The 18,403-nt window shown below is 65.3% G+C and carries 22 protein-coding genes; 20 read left to right on the top strand and 2 right to left on the bottom strand.

The features are described from left to right. Positions 1-3 precede the first annotated feature (3 nt). From IB269_RS16500 to IB269_RS16405, 20 genes are all read left to right on the top strand, one after another. Entirely contained in the window at positions 4-477 is a 474-nt protein-coding gene (locus IB269_RS16500; RefSeq protein ID WP_192367711.1) for a RusA family crossover junction endodeoxyribonuclease, read from the top strand. Between the two features lie 47 nt (positions 478-524). After that, positions 525-734, top strand: a complete 210-nt coding sequence (locus IB269_RS16495) for a hypothetical protein (protein WP_192367710.1) — start codon at positions 525-527, stop codon at positions 732-734. Further along, positions 722-1,231: a hypothetical protein gene (locus tag IB269_RS16490; RefSeq protein ID WP_192367709.1), complete on the top strand. Its 510-nt coding sequence runs from the start codon at positions 722-724 to the stop codon at positions 1,229-1,231. Before IB269_RS16495 ends, IB269_RS16490 begins: the two co-directional genes overlap by 13 nt. After that, positions 1,228-1,686: a recombination protein NinB gene (locus IB269_RS16485; RefSeq protein WP_192367708.1), complete on the top strand. Its 459-nt coding sequence runs from the start codon at positions 1,228-1,230 to the stop codon at positions 1,684-1,686. The genes IB269_RS16490 and IB269_RS16485 overlap by 4 nt, the downstream gene beginning before the upstream one ends. Next, on the top strand, positions 1,683-2,138 hold the full coding sequence (locus tag IB269_RS16480) for a hypothetical protein (protein WP_192367707.1): 456 nt from the start codon (positions 1,683-1,685) through the stop codon (positions 2,136-2,138). Before IB269_RS16485 ends, IB269_RS16480 begins: the two co-directional genes overlap by 4 nt. Positions 2,139-2,209: 71 nt before the next feature. After that, complete coding sequence (locus tag IB269_RS16475) at positions 2,210-2,758, top strand: hypothetical protein (RefSeq protein WP_192367706.1); 549 nt, start codon at positions 2,210-2,212, stop codon at positions 2,756-2,758. Between the two features lie 187 nt (positions 2,759-2,945). After that, a complete protein-coding gene (locus tag IB269_RS16470) occupies positions 2,946-3,437 on the top strand; it encodes a hypothetical protein (RefSeq protein WP_192367705.1) in 492 nt (163 codons plus the stop codon). 38 nt (positions 3,438-3,475) lie between these two features. Further along, positions 3,476-4,141, top strand: a complete 666-nt coding sequence (locus tag IB269_RS16465; RefSeq protein WP_192367704.1) for a hypothetical protein — start codon at positions 3,476-3,478, stop codon at positions 4,139-4,141. Further along, positions 4,113-5,621 carry a terminase gene (locus tag IB269_RS16460; protein WP_192367703.1) on the top strand — a complete coding sequence of 503 codons (1,509 nt, stop codon included), beginning with the start codon at positions 4,113-4,115 and terminating at the stop codon, positions 5,619-5,621. Before IB269_RS16465 ends, IB269_RS16460 begins: the two co-directional genes overlap by 29 nt. A gap of 6 nt (positions 5,622-5,627) precedes the next feature. Beyond that, positions 5,628-7,781: a genomic island protein gene (locus tag IB269_RS16455; protein WP_192367702.1), complete on the top strand. Its 2,154-nt coding sequence runs from the start codon at positions 5,628-5,630 to the stop codon at positions 7,779-7,781. 11 nt (positions 7,782-7,792) lie between these two features. Further along, complete coding sequence (locus IB269_RS16450; RefSeq protein ID WP_192367701.1) at positions 7,793-7,972, top strand: hypothetical protein; 180 nt, start codon at positions 7,793-7,795, stop codon at positions 7,970-7,972. Between the two features lie 33 nt (positions 7,973-8,005). After that, a complete protein-coding gene (locus tag IB269_RS16445; protein ID WP_192367700.1) occupies positions 8,006-9,016 on the top strand; it encodes a hypothetical protein in 1,011 nt (336 codons plus the stop codon). A gap of 169 nt (positions 9,017-9,185) precedes the next feature. Further along, a complete protein-coding gene (locus tag IB269_RS16440) occupies positions 9,186-10,286 on the top strand; it encodes a N4-gp56 family major capsid protein (RefSeq protein WP_192367699.1) in 1,101 nt (366 codons plus the stop codon). Between the two features lie 68 nt (positions 10,287-10,354). After that, entirely contained in the window at positions 10,355-10,756 is a 402-nt protein-coding gene (locus tag IB269_RS16435) for a hypothetical protein (protein WP_192367698.1), read from the top strand. A 79-nt stretch (positions 10,757-10,835) separates the two neighbouring features. Then, entirely contained in the window at positions 10,836-11,216 is a 381-nt protein-coding gene (locus IB269_RS16430) for a hypothetical protein (protein WP_192367697.1), read from the top strand. Between the two features lie 11 nt (positions 11,217-11,227). Beyond that, complete coding sequence (locus IB269_RS16425) at positions 11,228-11,899, top strand: DUF6682 family protein (RefSeq protein ID WP_192367696.1); 672 nt, start codon at positions 11,228-11,230, stop codon at positions 11,897-11,899. 86 nt (positions 11,900-11,985) lie between these two features. Then, entirely contained in the window at positions 11,986-13,767 is a 1,782-nt protein-coding gene (locus tag IB269_RS16420; protein WP_192367695.1) for a hypothetical protein, read from the top strand. 32 nt (positions 13,768-13,799) lie between these two features. Next, positions 13,800-13,985, top strand: a complete 186-nt coding sequence (locus IB269_RS16415; protein WP_192367694.1) for a hypothetical protein — start codon at positions 13,800-13,802, stop codon at positions 13,983-13,985. A gap of 41 nt (positions 13,986-14,026) precedes the next feature. After that, a complete protein-coding gene (locus IB269_RS16410) occupies positions 14,027-16,270 on the top strand; it encodes a hypothetical protein (RefSeq protein WP_192367693.1) in 2,244 nt (747 codons plus the stop codon). A 43-nt stretch (positions 16,271-16,313) separates the two neighbouring features. Then, positions 16,314-16,754 carry a hypothetical protein gene (locus tag IB269_RS16405; RefSeq protein WP_192367692.1) on the top strand — a complete coding sequence of 147 codons (441 nt, stop codon included), beginning with the start codon at positions 16,314-16,316 and terminating at the stop codon, positions 16,752-16,754. A 12-nt stretch (positions 16,755-16,766) separates the two neighbouring features. Here the strand turns inward: IB269_RS16405 and IB269_RS16400 are convergent, their stop codons facing one another. Both IB269_RS16400 and IB269_RS16395 read right to left on the bottom strand, forming a co-directional pair. Further along, positions 16,767-17,621 (bottom strand): hypothetical protein, encoded by an 855-nt coding sequence (locus IB269_RS16400; RefSeq protein WP_192367691.1) that lies wholly within the window; start codon positions 17,619-17,621, stop codon positions 16,767-16,769. 51 nt (positions 17,622-17,672) lie between these two features. Then, positions 17,673-18,236 (bottom strand): Bro-N domain-containing protein, encoded by a 564-nt coding sequence (locus IB269_RS16395; RefSeq protein ID WP_192367690.1) that lies wholly within the window; start codon positions 18,234-18,236, stop codon positions 17,673-17,675. Positions 18,237-18,403 lie beyond the last annotated feature (167 nt).

Below are 18,403 nucleotides of genomic sequence, written 5' to 3'. Positions count from 1 at the left end.
CCCATGATCACCCTCACTCTCCCATACCCCATCAGCGCGAACCGCTACTGGCAGACCCGCGTGATCCGCAAGGGAACGACCAGCATGGCCATGACCTACGTGAGCACCGAGGCCAAGGCCTTCAAGGAGCGCGTGGGCTGGCTGGCCAAGGCCGCTGGCGTGCGCAGCCCCATCGCAGGCCGTGTGGCCATCGCCTACACCCTGCACCCGCACCGGCCCCAGGACTGGGCGCAGCGGGCGAAGCGCGATCCCATAGCCTGGGATGACACCGTGCAGTGCATCGACCTGGACAACGCCCAGAAGGTGCTGCTGGACGCGCTCAAGGGCGTGGCCATCGAGGACGACCGCTGGGTGCGCAGCATCAACGCCCAGCGCGGCGAGCCCGTCGAGGGCGGCAAGCTGGTCGTGACCATCACATCGCTGGCCGTGGCCACGCCCGTGCCGGAGCAGGGCGACCTGCTGGGAGCGCTGGCATGAGCAGGTACGGAAAACCCTCCGCGCTCATCTCCGCCCAGGCCCTGGAGATGGCTGCCGCCGATCCCATGTGGGCCAACCACTGCGAGATCCACAAGGACACCGCCAAGAAGGCGGCTGAAGCGTTGCGCGCGATGCTCCGCTGGGACCGTGAGCAGATGGGCCTGCTGGGCGAGGCTCGCAAGAAGATCGCCGCGCTGGAGCTGCGCATTGAACAGCTGGAAGCCGCCGGCGCGAAGGATGCCTTATGCCCGCGCTGACCAGTCGCCCCTTCGGCCGCCGGCCAGCTGCAGCGCCAGCACAGGACCGCGAAGAGCGCCTGGCCCAGCGTGCCGCCCGCGCCCTGGCCAGCGCCCGCGCCACGGTCGGCATGGCCTGCTCCAGCACCGTGACCATGGGCTCCGCCACCGGCCAGGCCCAGCCCAAGGCCGAGATCCTGACCTGCGAAGCCTACCGCCGCGCCGTGGCCAGCCTGCCGTGCATCTCCTGCGGCATCCACGGTTTCAGCCAGCACGCCCACCTGAACCTGGGCAAGGGCTTCGCGCTCAAGACGGACGACCGCACAGGTTTCCCCCTGTGCTGCACGCGCCCCGACATCGAGGGATGCCACGTGGCCTATGACAACTACCGCCTGGTGGAAGGCGGCAGGGAAGGGCACCGCGCCTACGGCCTCGAATGGGGCCGCATCACTCGCCACACGATCCAACAGCGCGGCCTCTGGCCAGCGCGCCTGCCCCTCTGGAAGGAAGACCAATGAGCGAACACCTCACCATCCTGCTGAAGGACACCGAGCAGGCCCATGTGGCCGTGACCAGCGCGTGGCGGCGCGCCAAGGGCTGGCTGGCCGACGGCAAGCGCCTGGTGCTGGAGATCCGCCCGGAGCGCCGGCAGGAGCGCCACAGCCGCCATTTCCACAGCCTCATCAACCAGATCAGCGCCCAGGTGGGCGGCGACCTGGCCGACACCGACGACGCCAAGCGCATCCTGATCAGCGCCTTCCGCCTGGATACCCTGCGCGATGCCCAGTTCTGCGACGAGTGGGCCCGCTTCGGCGAGGCACGCATGGGACGCGGCCTGCGCGGCGAGGTCGTGGTGCTGGGCACGCAGACGAAGAACTTCACCGACAAGCTGGCCAAGGGCTTCGTGGAATGGCTCTATGCCTTCGGCGCCGAGGCTGGTGTCTCCTTCAAGCCCTGGGAGGACCGGCCATGAAGCGCCACCACCAACACCGCGCGCCAGCGCAGCTGCCCAAGTTCAGGCGCCCGAAGCTGGCCGAATCCACAAAGCTCGAAGCCAAGCTCGTGCACCACGACCTGCTGCAGACCATCGCCCAGGGCGGTGCCACCTTTGCGGTTCTTCTCGATTGGATGGAGACCGGCACGACCTACAGCCGAATGATGTGGCTGCTCCAGCAGGATGGCGAGCCGCTGACCGAGGAGGCTGCCCAGGCCGTCAACGCGCAGCTGGAGCTGTACGAGCCGGTGTGCGCCCGCTGGGCACGCTGGGGGAAGGTCCAACTGACGCAGCCAGAGCTGGAAATCGCGCGGCAAGCTGCCCAGGTGTTCGACCAGCTGCTGGAGATCGACCGCAACGGCATCGCCGTGGAGGCCGCGCACTGGTCGATGAAGGAGATGCTGAAGTTCCGGCAGATCCGGCCTGGATAAAGGAAAGCCCGCGCGAGGCGGGCGATCCCGGTCCTGTGACCTGAGCAATCGCAGTTTACCGGGAGAACGCCATGACCACCACCACGCCACAGCACGACGAACGCACCACACGCGAAATCATCTGGGATCACATCCAGGAGATGGCGCATTTGGGCCAGAACATCACACGCCAGCGGCTCATGGAGCTGACCGGCAAGAGCTATCACATCATCGACGACCACGTCTCCCGGATGATCAGCGAGGACGGCATCCTGCGCCGGACCACCGATGGCGTCTATGAGCTGGTCAAGGGCCCCGGGGCGCCGCGCCCGGTGTCCATCACCGATCTGGAAGACGGCATGACCCTGATCGAGATCGGCGACCAAGAACTGCGGCTCTGGCCCCGCGAACTGCGCAACATCGCTATCCGACTCCAAGGCAACGCAATGCAGCACAGCAACCTGCAACTGCAGCACGACGTCGGCCTGCTGGCCCAAGACCTCCAGCTCCAGGTGGCCGCCCAGCGACGCGAGATGGCCGCGCGCATCAAGGAACTGGAAGGCGAGGTGAAAGCGCTGAAGGGGCGCAGGCTGGAGCCCAGCCCGCAGATGGACCTACTGGCGGGGGCGATGATCCAGTAGATCAAAATGCCTGGTCGCATTGGATGCGTCACGTTGCAGTCGGTTGACGATTACTAAATGCTGCACAACCTATTGCTACGATGGCCTAGTGCGATGACTGACATGAGTGATGAGTGGTGCAACAATTTGATTGCCAGTACGCCTGCTGGGTTAGCATGTCGATTCTTTATTTAACAGGAAATAAGTAATGACAAAAATCGAGAACTTCATGAATGTAATCACTGATGGTACTTTCCCATCAAAGCTAAAGAGAATCGACGCTGCGAAAGCTAGGTTCTACAAAGCCCTTGTTGACGAGGAGGAGGAGCAGCAGCAGCAGCAGCAGAGTAAGGTATATACATTGATTCGAAGTGGGGCCCTTGGTGATGCGCCAATTGACTCGGTGAAAATTTCTACAGAGGTCGGGCTGTTGGAGATGAGGAGCTTTCACGCTCTGGACACACGTGGAGGTCTGGCGGGATGGATAGTCTTTTATGGACAATCGCCCGATGACGCCACAGAATCTTGCAGACTTCTTACTGTGCGCATCAATGAACTCGAATGGATGAGGCCAGATGGGACGAAATATCGGGATTCCTCCGGGGATGACTGGGTCACGCTCATCATCATGGAGGCCATGGCGGAATTGCTTCGACTGAAAACGGAGTACATCCACGCGACATCAAAGTCCCCCCAGTAGGGTTCGCCTAAAAGACGCGCGCCCGGGAGACTCCGGGCATGCCTTCCACTCCCGCAGTTCCCGATCAAGCCCCCGGCCCCCGCTCCCCTGACTGGGAGCGCATAGAGCTGGACTACCGGGCCGGCATCAAGACCCTCCGCCAGATCGCCGACGAGAACGGCATCACCCACGGCGCAATCAACAAGCGCGCCAAGCGTGATGGATGGGAGCGGGACCTGGAAGTGAAGATCCAGGCCAAGGCCGATGCGTTGGTATCCAAGGCAGCGGTATCCAGCGAGGTATCCACGGATACCAAAGTCCGTGAACGGGCAGTCATCGACGCCAACGCCCAGGCCGTGGCTGACGTTCGGCTGGGCCACCGCAAGGACGTGCACCGCGCCCGGCGGCTCATGAACAGGCTCATGGACGAGTTGGAGCAGCAGACCGACCCGGCCACCTTGGCAAAGCTGCAGGAGCTGGCTGCGGCCGTGGTGGCCCCCAACGAGAAGCCTGGGCGCGACCGTTTTGCCGAGTTGCTCGAGGCCGTGATCAGCCTGCCGGAGCGCTCCAAGACCATGAAGATGATGGTCGAGAGCCTTCAGAAGCTGGTGGACATGGAGCGCCAGGCCTACGGCATCCGCGACGAAGGCGGGGGCGGCGAGGGTGGCGATCAAGAGTTCCTGGAGAGGCTGCTGAATGCCCGCGCCCGAGCTGCAAACCGCTAAATCGCGGCTGGCGCGCCCGGCGGAGCTGGAGGCGCAGCTGGTGGACGACATCGGGGCGTTCTTCGACGACCCCGAGGGCTTCGTGCGCTACGCCTTCCCCTGGGGCCAGGCCGGCACGCCGCTGGCTGACCAGTCCGGGCCCGACAGCTGGCAGTGCGACGTCATGGGCGAGATCCGCGCCGCACTGCTGGACGGCGCCGACGTGCAGACCGCCATCCAGATCGCTGTCTCCAGCGGCCACGGCATCGGAAAGACCGGCCTGGTGGCCTGGATCATTCTGTGGTTCATGAGCACGCGGGACTTTCCGCAGGTGGTGGTCACCGCCAACACCAAGACGCAGCTCACCACGAAGACATGGCGCGAGCTGTCGAAGTGGCACAAGCTCAGCATCAACGCCCACTGGTTCGACTGGTCGGCGACGAAGTTCAACCACGTCCTCTATCCCGAGGTCTGGTTTGCGGCGGCCATCCCCTGGACCGAGCACAACAGCGAGGCCTTCGCCGGCACCCATGAAAGGCACGTCCTGGTGATCTTCGATGAGGCCTCGGCCATCGCGGACAAGATCTGGGAAGTGACCGAGGGCGCCATGACCACGCCCGGCGCCATGTGGCTGGCCTTCGGCAACCCCACCCAGACCACAGGCCGGTTCGCACAGTGCTTCGGCAAGTTCAAGCATCGCTGGATCACGCGCCAGGTGGACAGCCGCACGGCCAAGATGGCCAACAAGGCCCAGATCCAGAAGTGGATCGACGACTACGGCGAGGACCACGACTTCGTGCGCGTGCGCGTCCGTGGAGTCTTCCCTCGCGCTGGCAGCCTGCAGTTCATCGGGCTGGACACTGTGGCTGCGGCCCAGCGCCGCAAGGCCGAGGGCTACCAGGACTTCGCCAAGGTGCTGGGCGTGGACGTGGCCCGGCATGGCGATGACCAGTCGGTGTTCACGCGGCGCCAGGGAAACCACGTCTGGCCCCAGCGCAAGCTGCGCGAGCCCGACCTCATGCGGCTTGCCGACCTGGTTGCCCTCGAGATCCACGAATTCAAGCCTGATGCCGTGTTCATCGACGCCACAGGCATGGGGTGGGGTGTTATCGACCGGCTGCGCCAGATGGGATTCGGCCGGCTGATCCATGCCGTCCAGGTTGCCGAGCGGGCACTGACCGAGGCCCGTTACTGCAACAAGCGCTCAGAACTCTGGGCGGCCGGTAAGGAATGGCTGGAAGAGGGCGGATGCCTGCCCAGCGATCCCGAGCTGGAAACCGACCTCACATCTCCCGAGTACGGCTACGACAAGCGCATGCGCATTTCGATCGAGAGCAAGGACGACATGAAGGGCCGGGGCCTGCCGAGCCCGGACTGTGCCGACTCCCTGCTCCTGACCTTCGCCAGCCCCATCGCCAGCACCACCGCAACGCCCGCGAAGAGCTGGCGCGACCGCCTGGGCATTTCCCGGCGCAACCGAGGATCGGCGCAAGCCGCGTAAGAAGCCATGGCAACAGCACCAGCACAGAACGACGAAGTCGCCCGCGAGAACTGGGCGCGCTACCTCTGCGGCAAGGACCGGGGGCACAAGGAATACACGGAGAACGCCGCGCGCTGCGAGGGTATGTACCTGGGCGGCGGTGAGCAGTGGAGCGCTGCTGACAAGGCCCTGCTGGACAGCGAGGGCCGGCCCCACTACGAGTTCAACGAGATCATGGCCAGCGTGAACAGCGCCATCGGCTACCAGATCCACAACCGCATGGACATCGCATACAAGCCGCGGGGCGCCATGGGCGACCTGGAGGTGGCCACCATCCTGTCGAAGGTGGTCAAGCAGGTGGCCGACATGACCAAGCTGCACTGGGTGGAAACGCAGGTCTTCGGGGATGGCCTGGTCGAGCAGCGCGGCTACTACGAGCTGCGCATGGACTTCGAGCGCAACTTCAAGGGCGAGATCGCCATCGCGGCCCTCGATCCGCGAGACGTGATCCCCGATCCGGACGCCAAGGCCTACGACCCCGACCAGTGGGGCGACGTCATCATCACGCGCTGGCTGACCCTGGACGAGATCGAGCAGCGCTATGGAAAGGCCGCGCGCACCAAGGTCGAGGAGAGCCAGGACAGCAGCCCCGATTTCGGCGACTTCGACGACGAGACGGAGCGCAGCAAGTTCGGCATGTTCAGCCGGGGCAGCATCTACGACGCCTTCAAGGAGGACGGCCACGGCTTCCGGCGCTACCGCATCATCGACCGCCAGCAGTGGGTCTATGAGCTGACGCAGTGCCTGGTCTATCCGATGTCCGGTGACGTCGTGATGGTCGATTCGCTGGCCGAGGACTCCATTGCAGACGCCCTGCGCCAGGGCGCCGTGCAGGCCAAGCGTATGCGCCGCCGGATCAAGTGGACGGCAAGCACGTGGAGCAAGGTGCTGCACGACGACTACAGCCCCTATGACCACTTCACCGTGGTGCCGTATTTCGGCTATTTCCGGCGCGGCAAGACGCGCGGCATGGTGGACAACGCCATCGGCCCGCAGGAGGTCATCAACAAGGCCGTTTCTCAGTTCGTGCACATTCTCAACAGCTCGGCCAATGGTGGCTGGATGGTGGAGCAGAACTCGCTGACCAACATGGACACCGAGGAACTGGAGACCATGGGGGCCACCACGGGCCTGGTCATCGAGTACGCCGAAAACAAGAAGGCTCCCCAGAAGATCCAGCCCAACACCGTGCCCACGGGCGTGGACCGCATCATCGACCGCGCCGACCGCGCCCTCAAGGATGTCACGGTCCCCGAGGCTATGCGCGGCAGCCAGGGACCGGAGACCTCCGGCATCGCCATCCAGTCCAAGCAGTTCGCCTCCCAGCAGCAGCTGGCCGTGCCGCTGGACAACCTCGCCTACACCCGCCACCTGCTGGCCGGCCGCATCACCAAGCTGATCCAGCGCTACTACGACAGCCACCGCATCTTCCGCATCACTGAGACGGACCCGCTGACGGGCAAGCCGGAAGAAGAGGTGCTGGAGATCAACAAGTTCGACCCGATGACTGGCGCCTACCTGAACGACGTCACCGTGGGCGAGTACGACGTGGTGATCAGCGAGCAGCCGATTCAGGTCACCTTCGAGAACAGCCAGTTCCAGCAGGCGCTAGAGATGCGCCAGGCCGGCATCCGTATCCCGGACGCCACGGTGCTGCGCTACAGCAGCCTGGCCGACAAGCACGAGATCCTGGCCGGCATGGAGGGCCAGCAGCAACCCGTGGACCCGCGCGCCGAGGCACAGGCAAGGCTGTATGACGCTCAGGCCCGCCGCACCGAGGCAGAAGTTGGACGCACGGAGGCCCAGACCACGAAGCTGGGCGCCGAGACGGTCAACACCAACGTCGAGGGCTACTTCAGCTCCACGCAGACCGCCCTGTCGCTGCTGCAGTACCCCGGCGCTGCCGAATCGGCCGACCAGCTCCTGCTGTCCGCTGGCTCCATCGACCACAACGCGGCGCCCATCGTGGCCTCGCCAGATGGCCAGGCCGCGCTGCCAGGTCCTGACGCCGGCCCAGCGCCGGAGCCGCAGGCCAACACCAACCCCCTGACCCCAGCGAATCCGGCCGTAGGCCTGATGCATGGGATCGAAACCCCGGGCCCAGACGGCCTGCAACCCTGAAGGAGCACGACATGGGCAAGAGCATTTCCATGGACGCCAGCGAGGACGACTGGCAAGCCAAGAGCGACATGCGCACCCTGGCCGAAGCCGAGGAGATCCGTAAGGACTCCAAGCGCTTCAAGGCGGCCATGGAAAAGGCGCGCGAGAAGCTGGCCGAGATCGAGTCTCTGCTGGACTCCGACAAGAAGTAACCACCACGCACCACCACCGAGAAGGAAAACACCATGAATCCGATGCTGAAGAAGCTCCTGGCCCGCTACATGGCCCCCGCTGGCGATGACGGCACCGACACTGGCGGCACGGCCGTCGCCGAACCCGAGAACATCACCCCCGAGGATCGCGGCGATGTCGTGGACCCGGGCGTGAGCACCGAAGCGCTGCAGGCCCTGGTGGCCAGCGACAAGGGCGAAGGGGAGGGTGGTGCTGGCGCGCCTGCTGCTGCCCCGGCCGCACCCAATCCTGACGACGACGGCGCCGGCCAGAGCGAGCGCATCCCAAAGGCCCGCTTCAACGAGGTCAACGAGGGGCGCAAGGCTGCGCTGGCCCGGGCTGAGGCTGCGGAGGCAGAGCTGGAGCGCCTGCGCGCTGGCCAGTCGCCTGCAGCACCCGCCCCGTCGCCCGCTGCAGCACCGGCGCCCGCCGCCGAATTCGACGAGGACGCCCAGGAAGAGGCCTACGTGGCCGCGCTGATGGAAGGCGACTCCAAGAAGGCGGCAGGCATCCGTCGCGCCATCAATGCCCATGTCCGCGAGCAGGCCGCCGCGGACGCGCGCCACGAGGTTGAGCAGCAGCGTCAGCAGGACCAGGCCCGCGCCACTGCGGATGCGCTGGCAGCAGAGTCCCAGGCCACGCTGCAGGCCTTCCCCTACCTGAACACTGAAGAAGGCAAAGAGGCGCTGCTGCTGATTGTCGAAGCCCGCGACGGGAAGATCGCGCGCGGCATGGCCCCGCTCGATGCCCTGCGGGCCGCCGTGAAGTCCATTGCGCCCAAGTTCGCGCCGGCCGGCCAGGGCGAACCCCCGTCCAAGGATTTGCCGCAGGGCGAGCCCAAGACAGACTTGCGTACAGCAGCAGCGGTAGAGCGCGGCGCCAAGGCCTCACTGGCCCAGCCCGCGCCTCTGTCCGGCGGCGTTGGTGAGCGGGCGGAAGCCGGCCGCATCAACGTGGCGCAGCTCACCGACGAGCAGTTCAACAAGCTGCCCGAGGCCGAGAAGCGCAGGCTGCGCGGCGACTGATCGCCAAACCAGGGCCGGCAGGCCTCACCCACCTGCCGGCGTCTCTCCAGGGTGCTCTCGTCTGCATGGTCGGACGGTAAACGACCTGGCGCCTTGGCGGCCAACAGCCATGCATTCGCAATAGGGCGGCGCATGTCCCGAGCAGTTCAACACTTCTTTGGAGCATGTTATGCAGACGAATTTTGCGGCACTCACCCCCCAGCAAAAGCTGGTCTGGTCGCGCGACGTCTGGTCCGCAGCCCGCGACCAGATGTTCATCAAGCGCTTCATGGGCTCGAACCAGAACGCGATGATCCAGGTCATCAAGGAGCTGACCAAGACCGAAAAGGGCACTCAGGCCATCATCCAACTGGTCGCCGACCTGGTGGAAGACGGCGTCACGGGCGACAACGAGCGCGAGGGCAATGAAGAAGCCATGCAGTCGTACAGCCAGATCATCACCATTGATCAGCTGTCGCACTCTGTGCGCAACGAAGGCAAGCTGGCTGATCAGGGTTCGGTGATCAACTTCCGGGAACAGGGCCGCGACAAGCTGGCGTACTGGCTGGCGGATCGCTGCGACCAGCTGGCTTTCCTGACCCTCTCGGGCATCAGCTACGCCTTCAAGCCCAATGGCGCGCCCCGTGTCGGCTCTCCTTTCCCCACGCTGGACTTTGCTGCGGACGTGTCCGCGCCGACCTCCAAGCGCTCGCTGATGTGGGATGGCACCAGCCTGCAGGCGTCCAACACGGGCTCCATCACCACCTCGTTCGTGCCCAAGTACACGATGATCGTGGACCTGATCGCCTACGCCAAGGAGCACTATGTGCGCCCTCTGATGGACGGCGGCAAGCAGTACTTCGTGCTGCTGGTGGCCCCTGGCACGCTGGCGGCCCTGAAGAAGGACCCCGACTACCAGCGCGCGGTCGTGGCCGTGGCCACCAAGGCCGGCACGGATTCACCCTGGTTCACGGGCGCCTCGGTGACGGTGGATGGTGCCGTGATTCACGAGCACAACAAGGTCTACAACACCAAGGGCGCGGCATCCGGCTCGAAGTGGGGCTCTGGCGGCACGGTCAACGGCACCCGCACCCTGCTGTGCGGTGCGCAGGCCCTGGGCATGTGCGACCTGGGTGCGCCTGGCTGGGTCGAGAAGCTGTTCGACTACGAGAACCAGCAGGGCATCAACGTCGACAAGATGATGGGCCTGCTCAAGCCCAAGTTCTTCAGCATCGCTGACGGCAGCGTCGAGGACTTCGGCGTCATCGCGGTTGACCACTACCTGCAGTAAGCAGGCCCCCGGGCGGGGCCTGTGTGCCCCGCTCCTTCCCTCTCCCTGATGTTGAAAAGGAGCATCCCATGCCTATCAAGAAGAACGCCGGCCGGCAGGAACTGATTTCTGCCAGCCTGCTGATCAACTTCGGCGACCCCACGACCTACGGCACGGCGGAAAGCGCCATTGACCTGCCTGGTGGCGCCATCCTGGTCGGCGGCGACGTCACCGTGCTGACCGCCTGGAACTCGGCAACGAGCGCCACGCTGAAGCTGGGCGACACGGCTGACGACGACCGCTACACCGCCGCGCCCATCGACCTGAAGACTGCGGGCCGCACCGCACTGACCATCACTGGCTTCCGCCACACGGTGGCCGAAAGCCTGAAGGCGCTGCTGGCCCAGGCTGGTGCGGCGGCCACGGCCGGCCAGGCACGCATCTCCATCCAGTACTACGTCCAAGGCCGCTCGGCCTTCACGCAGCGCTGATTCTTTCTCGGTGGCCAGGGCTTGTAAGGGCCCTTTACCCGGCGGCCGCGTGCTGCCGGGCCTTTTGAAGGATTGAACCATGAAATTCCGCTCTCCTACCGATCAACCTCTGCAGATCGGCCTCACTTCCGGCCACACCGTGGTGATCACGCCCGAGGGCAATGACGTCGCAGCCATGTTCCGCCGCGAAGCCATTGCCCGTGGCGCTGTCCCCGTGGGCATCCCTGGCGCCGAAGAGACGCTCGCGGCGCTGAATGGCACCGTTGGCGCGCCGGTCGCCGACCGTCCCCAGGCCATTCAGGCCGCCCTGCAGGCGATGCTGGACGGCGGCGAGGAAGGCGACTTCACCGGCGAAGGCAAGCCCAACCTGGTCAAGCTGAAGGGCCGCTTGGGGTTCGCTGTGACCCGCGAGGAAGTGGATGCTGCCTGGGCCATCGTGTCCGCGGCCGGCACGGACTGAAAAGGCACGCCATGCGGGTCCAGGAGTTCATCCAGCGGTTCCGGGAAACCGTTGACGACACTGTCAAAAAGCAGTTCTGGACGGACGAGGAGGTGGTTTTTCATCTCAACGAGGCCGTGCAGGAGGCCTGCGAGCGCGCCAAACTCCTGGAAGACCGCACCACCCCCGCCGTGTGCTCCATCACCCTGGAGCCCGGCAAATCCACCTATCTCCTGCACCCCAGCGTGCTGGAGATCAAGCGGCTGACCCTGCGAGGCCGCCCCCTGCATGAGACCAGCGTCGAAGAACTGGACTGCACCCATCCCGCGTGGGAGGCGCGCCAGGGTGTGCCGCGCCAGTTCCTGCTGGAGCAGGCCAACGGCCGGGGCATGCCGCAACTGCGCCTGGTGCCCACCCCCGTGGAGGCTGAAGCCATCGCGCTGACGGTCGTCCGTGGCGCCCTGAAGCCGCTCAGTGCAGACGATTGCCGGGGCCAGCCCGAGATCCACGAGCGCTTCCACACGCGGCTACTGGACTGGGTCTACCACCGGGCCTATCTCAAGCAGGATTCCGAGGTGTTCAACCCCGACAAGGCCGCTGTATCGCTGGCCCTGTTCGAGCGCTCCTTCGGCGCCAGGCCGGACGCCAATGTGCAGCGCAAGCAGCGCGACCGTCGGCCGCCCGTGGTGCGCTTTCGCTGGTAGAGACCGGGCAAATCTACCCCCTGTAGGGTTTGGCCTTGGAAGGGCTGGCGCAGAGACTGGTGGCAGTACAGACGAAAGGCCCTTCCATGGCAACAACCGACGACCGCCAGCGGCGAGGCGCCGCCGACCTCCTGAGCCAGATTCCGACCGATGGCCAGCGCGCCGCGCCCATGCCAGACGGCTCCCAGAGCAACCCCCTGAACACCGAATTTGGCCGCAACGCCATGAACACGCTGTCGGCGCTGCCCGGTGGCGGTGGCGGGGCCATGTACGGTGGCGGCGTGGCTGCAGGAACACTCTCTCGCGCGGCGGCCACAGCTGCGCAGTCCGCGCCGGTGACCTCTGCTCTTTCCAGTCTTGGCAGCGCGGCAAAGGTCGCCGCTCCATACGCGCCAGCAGCCGCTGGCGGCGGAATCCTGCTGGGGATGGCCAATTCTGGCGACTCCAGCGCTGCCTCGCCGCCCGCTACGCCGCCCGCAGGATCTGCAGCCGCTGCGCTTTCCAGTCCGCCACAGGCCTCCAGTGAGTACGGGCGCTACAACGCCGGGCAGACAATGGGGCCTCCCAATCTGTCAGCGCTGAACCAGCCCGAAAACGCCGTGCCCACGTCCGCTGCTGCGCAGCTGTCGAATGTGTCGCGCGAAGGCAACAGCTATTCCGGCATGAACATCGGCGGCGACATCTCCATCAATGGCGCAGCACCTCGCGGCTCGGTGACCACGCTGCCTGCTGGCGCCGCGCCTGTCGGCATCGGTGTCGGGGCGGCCCAGCAGTTGCTGGGGGACATGCCATCCGCAACCACGAACGGCATCTCTGCGCAGAGCATGGGTGCTGCCGATGGGCTTGATGCCCGCTCGCAACTGGAGTCCCTGTCGCGTCTGCGCGCCAGCGGCCAGATCGCTGCGCCTGCGGCAGGGCCATCCATGAGCCTTTCCGGTAGCACCCTCGGCATCCGTCGCGCCCCCAGCATCGTGGCTTCGGAGCTGGGCGCGCAGCGGGCATTTGACCGCAGCGTGGGCCGTGACCCCGCATCTCTCCAGCGCGCTGCCGTTCTCCAGCAGGCTCAGCTGGAGCAGCAGGGTGCAAACGCCCGAGCCCTACTGTCCGATCTCGGCAACACGCGGCGCACGGGGATGGAACAGACCGGTGCCAATGCACGGGCGCAGCTGGCTGACACCGGCTCCTTCCAACGCCAGGCACTGGAAAACCAGGGGGCACTGAACCGCCAGGCCCTGCAGTCCGCCGGCACGGTGCAGGCCGCCCAAATCAAGGCGCAGCAGGGCCTGGGCAAGGAGTTGCAACAGCAGACGAAGGACGCTTCCGATGTGGTGGGCTTGGCTACGCAGGCAGACGATCTGCTCAAGTCCGCCACCGGCAGCTATGGCGGCGCGGCCTTCGACGGGCTGGCGCGCGGCATGGGACTGAGCACGCCGGGTGCCGACGCCGCCGCGCAGCTCAAGGTGTTGCAGGGCAGCCTGATCAGCAAGATGCCCAAGATGAGCGGACCGCAGTCCGACAAGGACGTGCAGCTCTACCGGGAAATGGCGGGCCAGATCGGCGACGCCACGCTGCCGACCAGCACGCGCCAGGCCGCGCTGGAGCAGATCTATGCCCTGAATGCCAAGTACGCCTCTCCCGAGGCCTTGGCCAGCACCCAAACCAGCCCTCTGGCGCAGCGCGTGCAGGCTGCGCAGGCCAAGCGCGCTGCTGCAGCACCTGCCAGCGCGCCAGCCCCTGCAGCAGCTCCCGCGCCAGCCTCCACCCCTGTCGGCCAGCCTACCGGCGCTACGCGACAGGTCGGCACCTCCGGCGGACGGCCTGTTTACGAAGATGAGCAGGGGCGGCGCTTCCTGGCTCGTGGAGGCTGATATGGATCTCATCCCTTTCACTGGCGAACTCGATGCACCAACAACTCCAGCAGCGCCCAGCGCACCGCCTGACCTTGTCCCTTTCGATGGAGCGCTGGATGAGCCTGGCACTGCCTCGGCGCCGGCCGCGCCGCCTGCTGCTGCACCCATCGCGCCTGCGACGCCTGCGGCGCAACCGCGTAGCGTTGGCCAGGAGCTGGGCCGCCAGGCTGGCCTGACTGCCCGCGCAGCGGTCACGGGTCTGGCCTCCCTGCCTGCCATGGCTGCTGATGCAGTGGGGAGCGTGGCCAATGCCGGCCTGGACCTGGTTCGCGGCGAGGGAAATGGCTTCCGCTTCCCGAAGCAGGCCCAGGCCCTGGACAACGTGATGACCCAGGCCGGGCTGCCGAAGCCCGAAACAGCGACCGAGCGCGTGGTGGGTGATGTCGCCTCGGCCGTGGCCGGCGCAGGCGGCACGGTGGCGCTGGGCAAGAAGCTGGCTGAGACGGCGACTTCTGGCGTGACGCGCGCCGTGGGCGGCATCCTGGCTGCAGAGCCTGCTGTCCAGTTGGGAAGCGCTGCAGCGGGTGGCGGCGCCTCCGGGCTGACGCGCGAGGCCGGCGGCGGTGAAGGCGCCCAGATGGCAGCAGGCATTGCCGGCGCCCTGGCGCCCACCGTAGCGCCGTTTGCCGCCAAGGCTGCGGTGCGCGGCGCTCTTCGGGGCGGCGAGGCCGGCCGGCAGCAGATGGTCGAAAACATCGACACCTTCGAGAAGGCAGCGGGCATCACGCCCACGCTGGGCCAGGCCACGCAGTCCCGGGGCATCCAGGCTGCTGAGACCATGCTGTCCAACGTGCCCGGCGGCTCCGGCATCCTGGCACGCCGCGGCGTTGCCCAGGCGCAGGCCCTGGAAGACAGCGTGAATCAGATCACCAAGGAGCTGGCCCCGGACGCCACGGGATGGGGCGCGGGCGAGGCCATCACCAAGGGCGTGAACGCCTTCAAGGCCGGCACCAAGGCCACCCAGGCAGAGCTGTACCAGAAGCTGGACCAGTTCATCCCGGCCAACACGCAGATCACATCCACGCGCACGCAGGCCGCGCTGGCAGACCTCAATGCCGACATTGCCGGCGCGCCAGCGCTGTCGGAGTGGTTCAAGAATGCCCGCATCCAGGGCATCGAGGGTGGACTGAAGAGCGACACCACGGGCATCGAGGCAATCCTGTCGCGCCCTGGCATGCGCGAGAAGGCCGACCAACTGCGCGCCCAGCTCACAGCGGAAGCACAGAACGCCGAAGCGGCCAACCAGCGGCATTTCGGCAATCTGCGGCTGCAGGCGGACGAGGCCATCGAAGCAAACAAGGCCTGGCGCATCTCGTTGCAGCAGGAGGCCGACGCCGCAGCACAGCGCAATGCGGAGCGCCGCACCCTGGGCATGAACAACTTCGAGCCCGTGATGACGCCTCAGCAGATCCGGGACATGCCGGACCAGTTCCACGTCATGTCGGACAAGGACATGACCAGCATCCGGCCGCCCAACGCTGTGCGCACGCCTCAGCAGATCGAGCAGGAGGTGAGCGACATGCTGCGCGGGGAGGTGGACGGCAAACTGCCCTACGAGTCGATCAAGAAGCTGCGCACCCTGGTGGGCAACGAGATCAGCGACGGCGGCCTGGTGGCCGATGTGCCGCGCTCGAAGTGGCGCGCCCTGTACGCGGCCCTGAGCGAAGACCTGGGCGAGGCCGCGAAGTCTGCCGGCCCCCAGGCGGAACAGGCTTGGGGCCGGGCCAACCAGTACACCCGGGGCAGCATGCAGCGCCTGGAGCAGCTCGAATCCATCGTGAACCGAGACGCACCCGAGAAGGTGTTCAAGGCCGCCACCAGCGGGCTGGCTGACGGCGGCACGCAGATTGGCCGCCTGATGAAGTCCATGCCAGTGGAAAACCGCCGCGAGGTCACGGCGGCCGTGCTGCAGCGCCTGGGGCGTGCCCGCAATTCAGCCCAGAACGAAATGGGCGAGGCATTCAGCGCAGAGAGCTTCCTGACCAATCTGGCCGCAATGTCCGGGCCGGCGCGCACTGCGCTGTTCGCCAATTCCGGCTTCCCGGGCTTGCGCCAGAAGGTGGAGCAGATGGGCCGCATGGCCTCGCTGCGTAGGGAAGGGGCTCAGGTGTTCGCCAATCCGAGTGGGACGGCACGGCAGACGGCCTTGATCGGCGGGCTGTCGAGCCTGATCTCCGGAATAGCTACTGGCAACCCGCTGCTTGTGATGGGCGCTCTTGCCACACCGGCCCTGGCAGCAAGCTCCGCAGCAGGAGTGACAAGCAAGAGCCTGGTGAACTTTGCTGCCGGGAGAACGCGTGCGCGCACCTCAGTGCCTGCTGTCGCCTTGGGCGCAGTAGGTCGCTCAAATGGTGCAGAGCAGAATCCGGAGGTCTACAGCAATCGCGTGAGAGCTGGCGCAGAGGCACGTAGACAGGGGAAACAAGTTTTTCCAGTCAATGGAGGATGGGTTGTGCGGTAACATTGGCGCCACTTTCATTGCCGCAATTGAGGGGGGGGTCTATATGAAGAAATATTTGGAAATTTCATCGTCAGTTTTGTCTGCGAAAGCCATCTTGCTTGCTGCAATTGGTGTATTCGCACTTGTAGCGCCACCTGCTAGCAACGCTGCCGATACCAATGGAATGTATATGAGGGGCGGCGGAGTCGGGTCAGTTGAATGCCCTGACTTTGTGAAGTCAATGGGAGTCGCAAAGGCTAGTGGTTACGGGTCTCTGACTTACGCAAACGAAATGATGGGGTATGCATCATTTATATCAGGGTATCAAACCGCATTTAATAACCAGACGCCAAACACTTGCGATATCTTTTCAGGCGTTAGCCTGAATCAGATGCTGGTTTGGGTTGAAAACTATTGCAAGCAAAATCCGCTTGAAAAGTTCGGGACGGGAGTTGGAGAATTGGCGGCTTCGGTTTACAAGAAACGGCTGCAGACCTGCAAATAACGCCAATATCTTTTATCGAGCAAAAAGGCTAATCAATCCCCAAATCATTATCCCAATGCAGGCAAGGAGCAGAGGGAATGAGACTATCAATCCAATCCCTGCCAAAAAGCCTTTAGTCTCTCCCTTCCTATGCAATCGATCCTCCTCGGCCTTGAGTAGGCGTTCGGATTCCTCAAGGCTCATTGGAGGTTTGTTTAGGTCTCTCATGAGCGCGATGGTAGCCGAACGCATCTGCCGGCGTCCAATCCATCTCCTCACCGGGCCGAGCGGCCCGCCCTCCATGCGCTGTGCCGCCAGGAGGAGGGCGCCCTCCAGCTCTTGCCGCGACACCCCGCGCTCCAGCAGCAACCCCTCGCGGAGCGCACGCCCCTTCCATGCTTCGATAGCCTGGGCCAGGGGTCGCCCTGGCCGGATGCGCCCGGACTGCAGGCACAACAGCTCCTCGGCCGCATAGGCCGCAATCTCATCGGCTTCCTGCCTGGGGCTGAGGCAAAACCTGCCGGCTTCGTCCACATATGCCGCTCGGATGTGGCGCTGCAGCGTGCGCAGGCCAGGATCACCCGCCTGCAGGCCCAGTTGGATATGCCTCATGAAATGCGGCCACTCTTTCCCGAGCATGGCGCGCAGGCCGTAATGGCCAACGGCCTCATGGGCCAGCGTCTGCGCCAGGGAATCAGGCGCCTGATTCGCTACCAGGTGGACAGTCCCATTCCAATGCAGGCCGCGCGCATCGTCGGGCGCAGGGAATGGCAGATGCCGGGCAGTGGGAGCGATGCGGACGACAGGGCCTGATTTCCAGCGGGAGGTCAGCCAGTTGACGATGGCGGCGGCGCGATGGGTTCGGGAAGCGGGAGACAGAGAATGCATGGCGAAGAAAAAGCCCGCAGCGCGGGCTGTGGCACAGGTCGGGAGGCTTGATCAGTGGGGCAGGAGCTGCAGGTATCCCGGCTCCCTCATGCCGAGCTTGGGGTGGAGGCCCCGCAATGCCCGGTGCACGCCGAGTGCATCCGAAAATGGATCGCCCAGCGGGTTGAACATGGCCTTCAGTCTTTCCAGGCGGACGGTGATCTCCTGGACCTGCTCATGGGATAGGCGCGCTGCTTGCGCACGTGCAGGCACATGCCTGCTGGCGACCTCTGTATCCAGGATGTCCAGCACCCAGCGCCTGAATTCCTTGGCCACATCGGTGCGCGCAAACATGGCGATGAGGTGAGCGCCGCGCAGGGAGAAGATGCGGGTTTCGCGTTGCAGCTGCCCGCCATTCTGCGAGACCGTCAATTTGACGGTCTGGGACATAGCCGGCGTGAACTCGTCTGCGCGGCGGTCGAAGATGCGGCTGATCGAGTCTTCGCGGGCGTAGCCAAGGGCGCGTGCAATGTCCGCAGCCTGGAGCCAGCGTTGGCCATCACGGTCAACAACGTTGAGCGCGGTGGTGCGAAAGGAGAGGGTCTGCGCGAGCGCGCGAGTGGAAGTGCCAGCCATGAGAGGCTCCTTGACGACAGGTTGATACCTGCCACCCGCATCGCCAAATGAGGGTGGCAGACCGTGCGAGGTTGGCGAACCGGGTCAAGGATCCGGCACACGCTTGCGCGTGTCCCCGCACGGCCCGCCGTAAACGGATCCATGCTGCGCAGACAAAAAAAGCCGCT

It is taken from the genome of Delftia sp. DLF01 (genome assembly GCF_014852125.1).
Classification (GTDB): domain Bacteria; phylum Pseudomonadota; class Gammaproteobacteria; order Burkholderiales; family Burkholderiaceae_C; genus Comamonas; species Comamonas acidovorans.
This window is presented reverse-complemented; position numbering and strand designations above follow the sequence as displayed.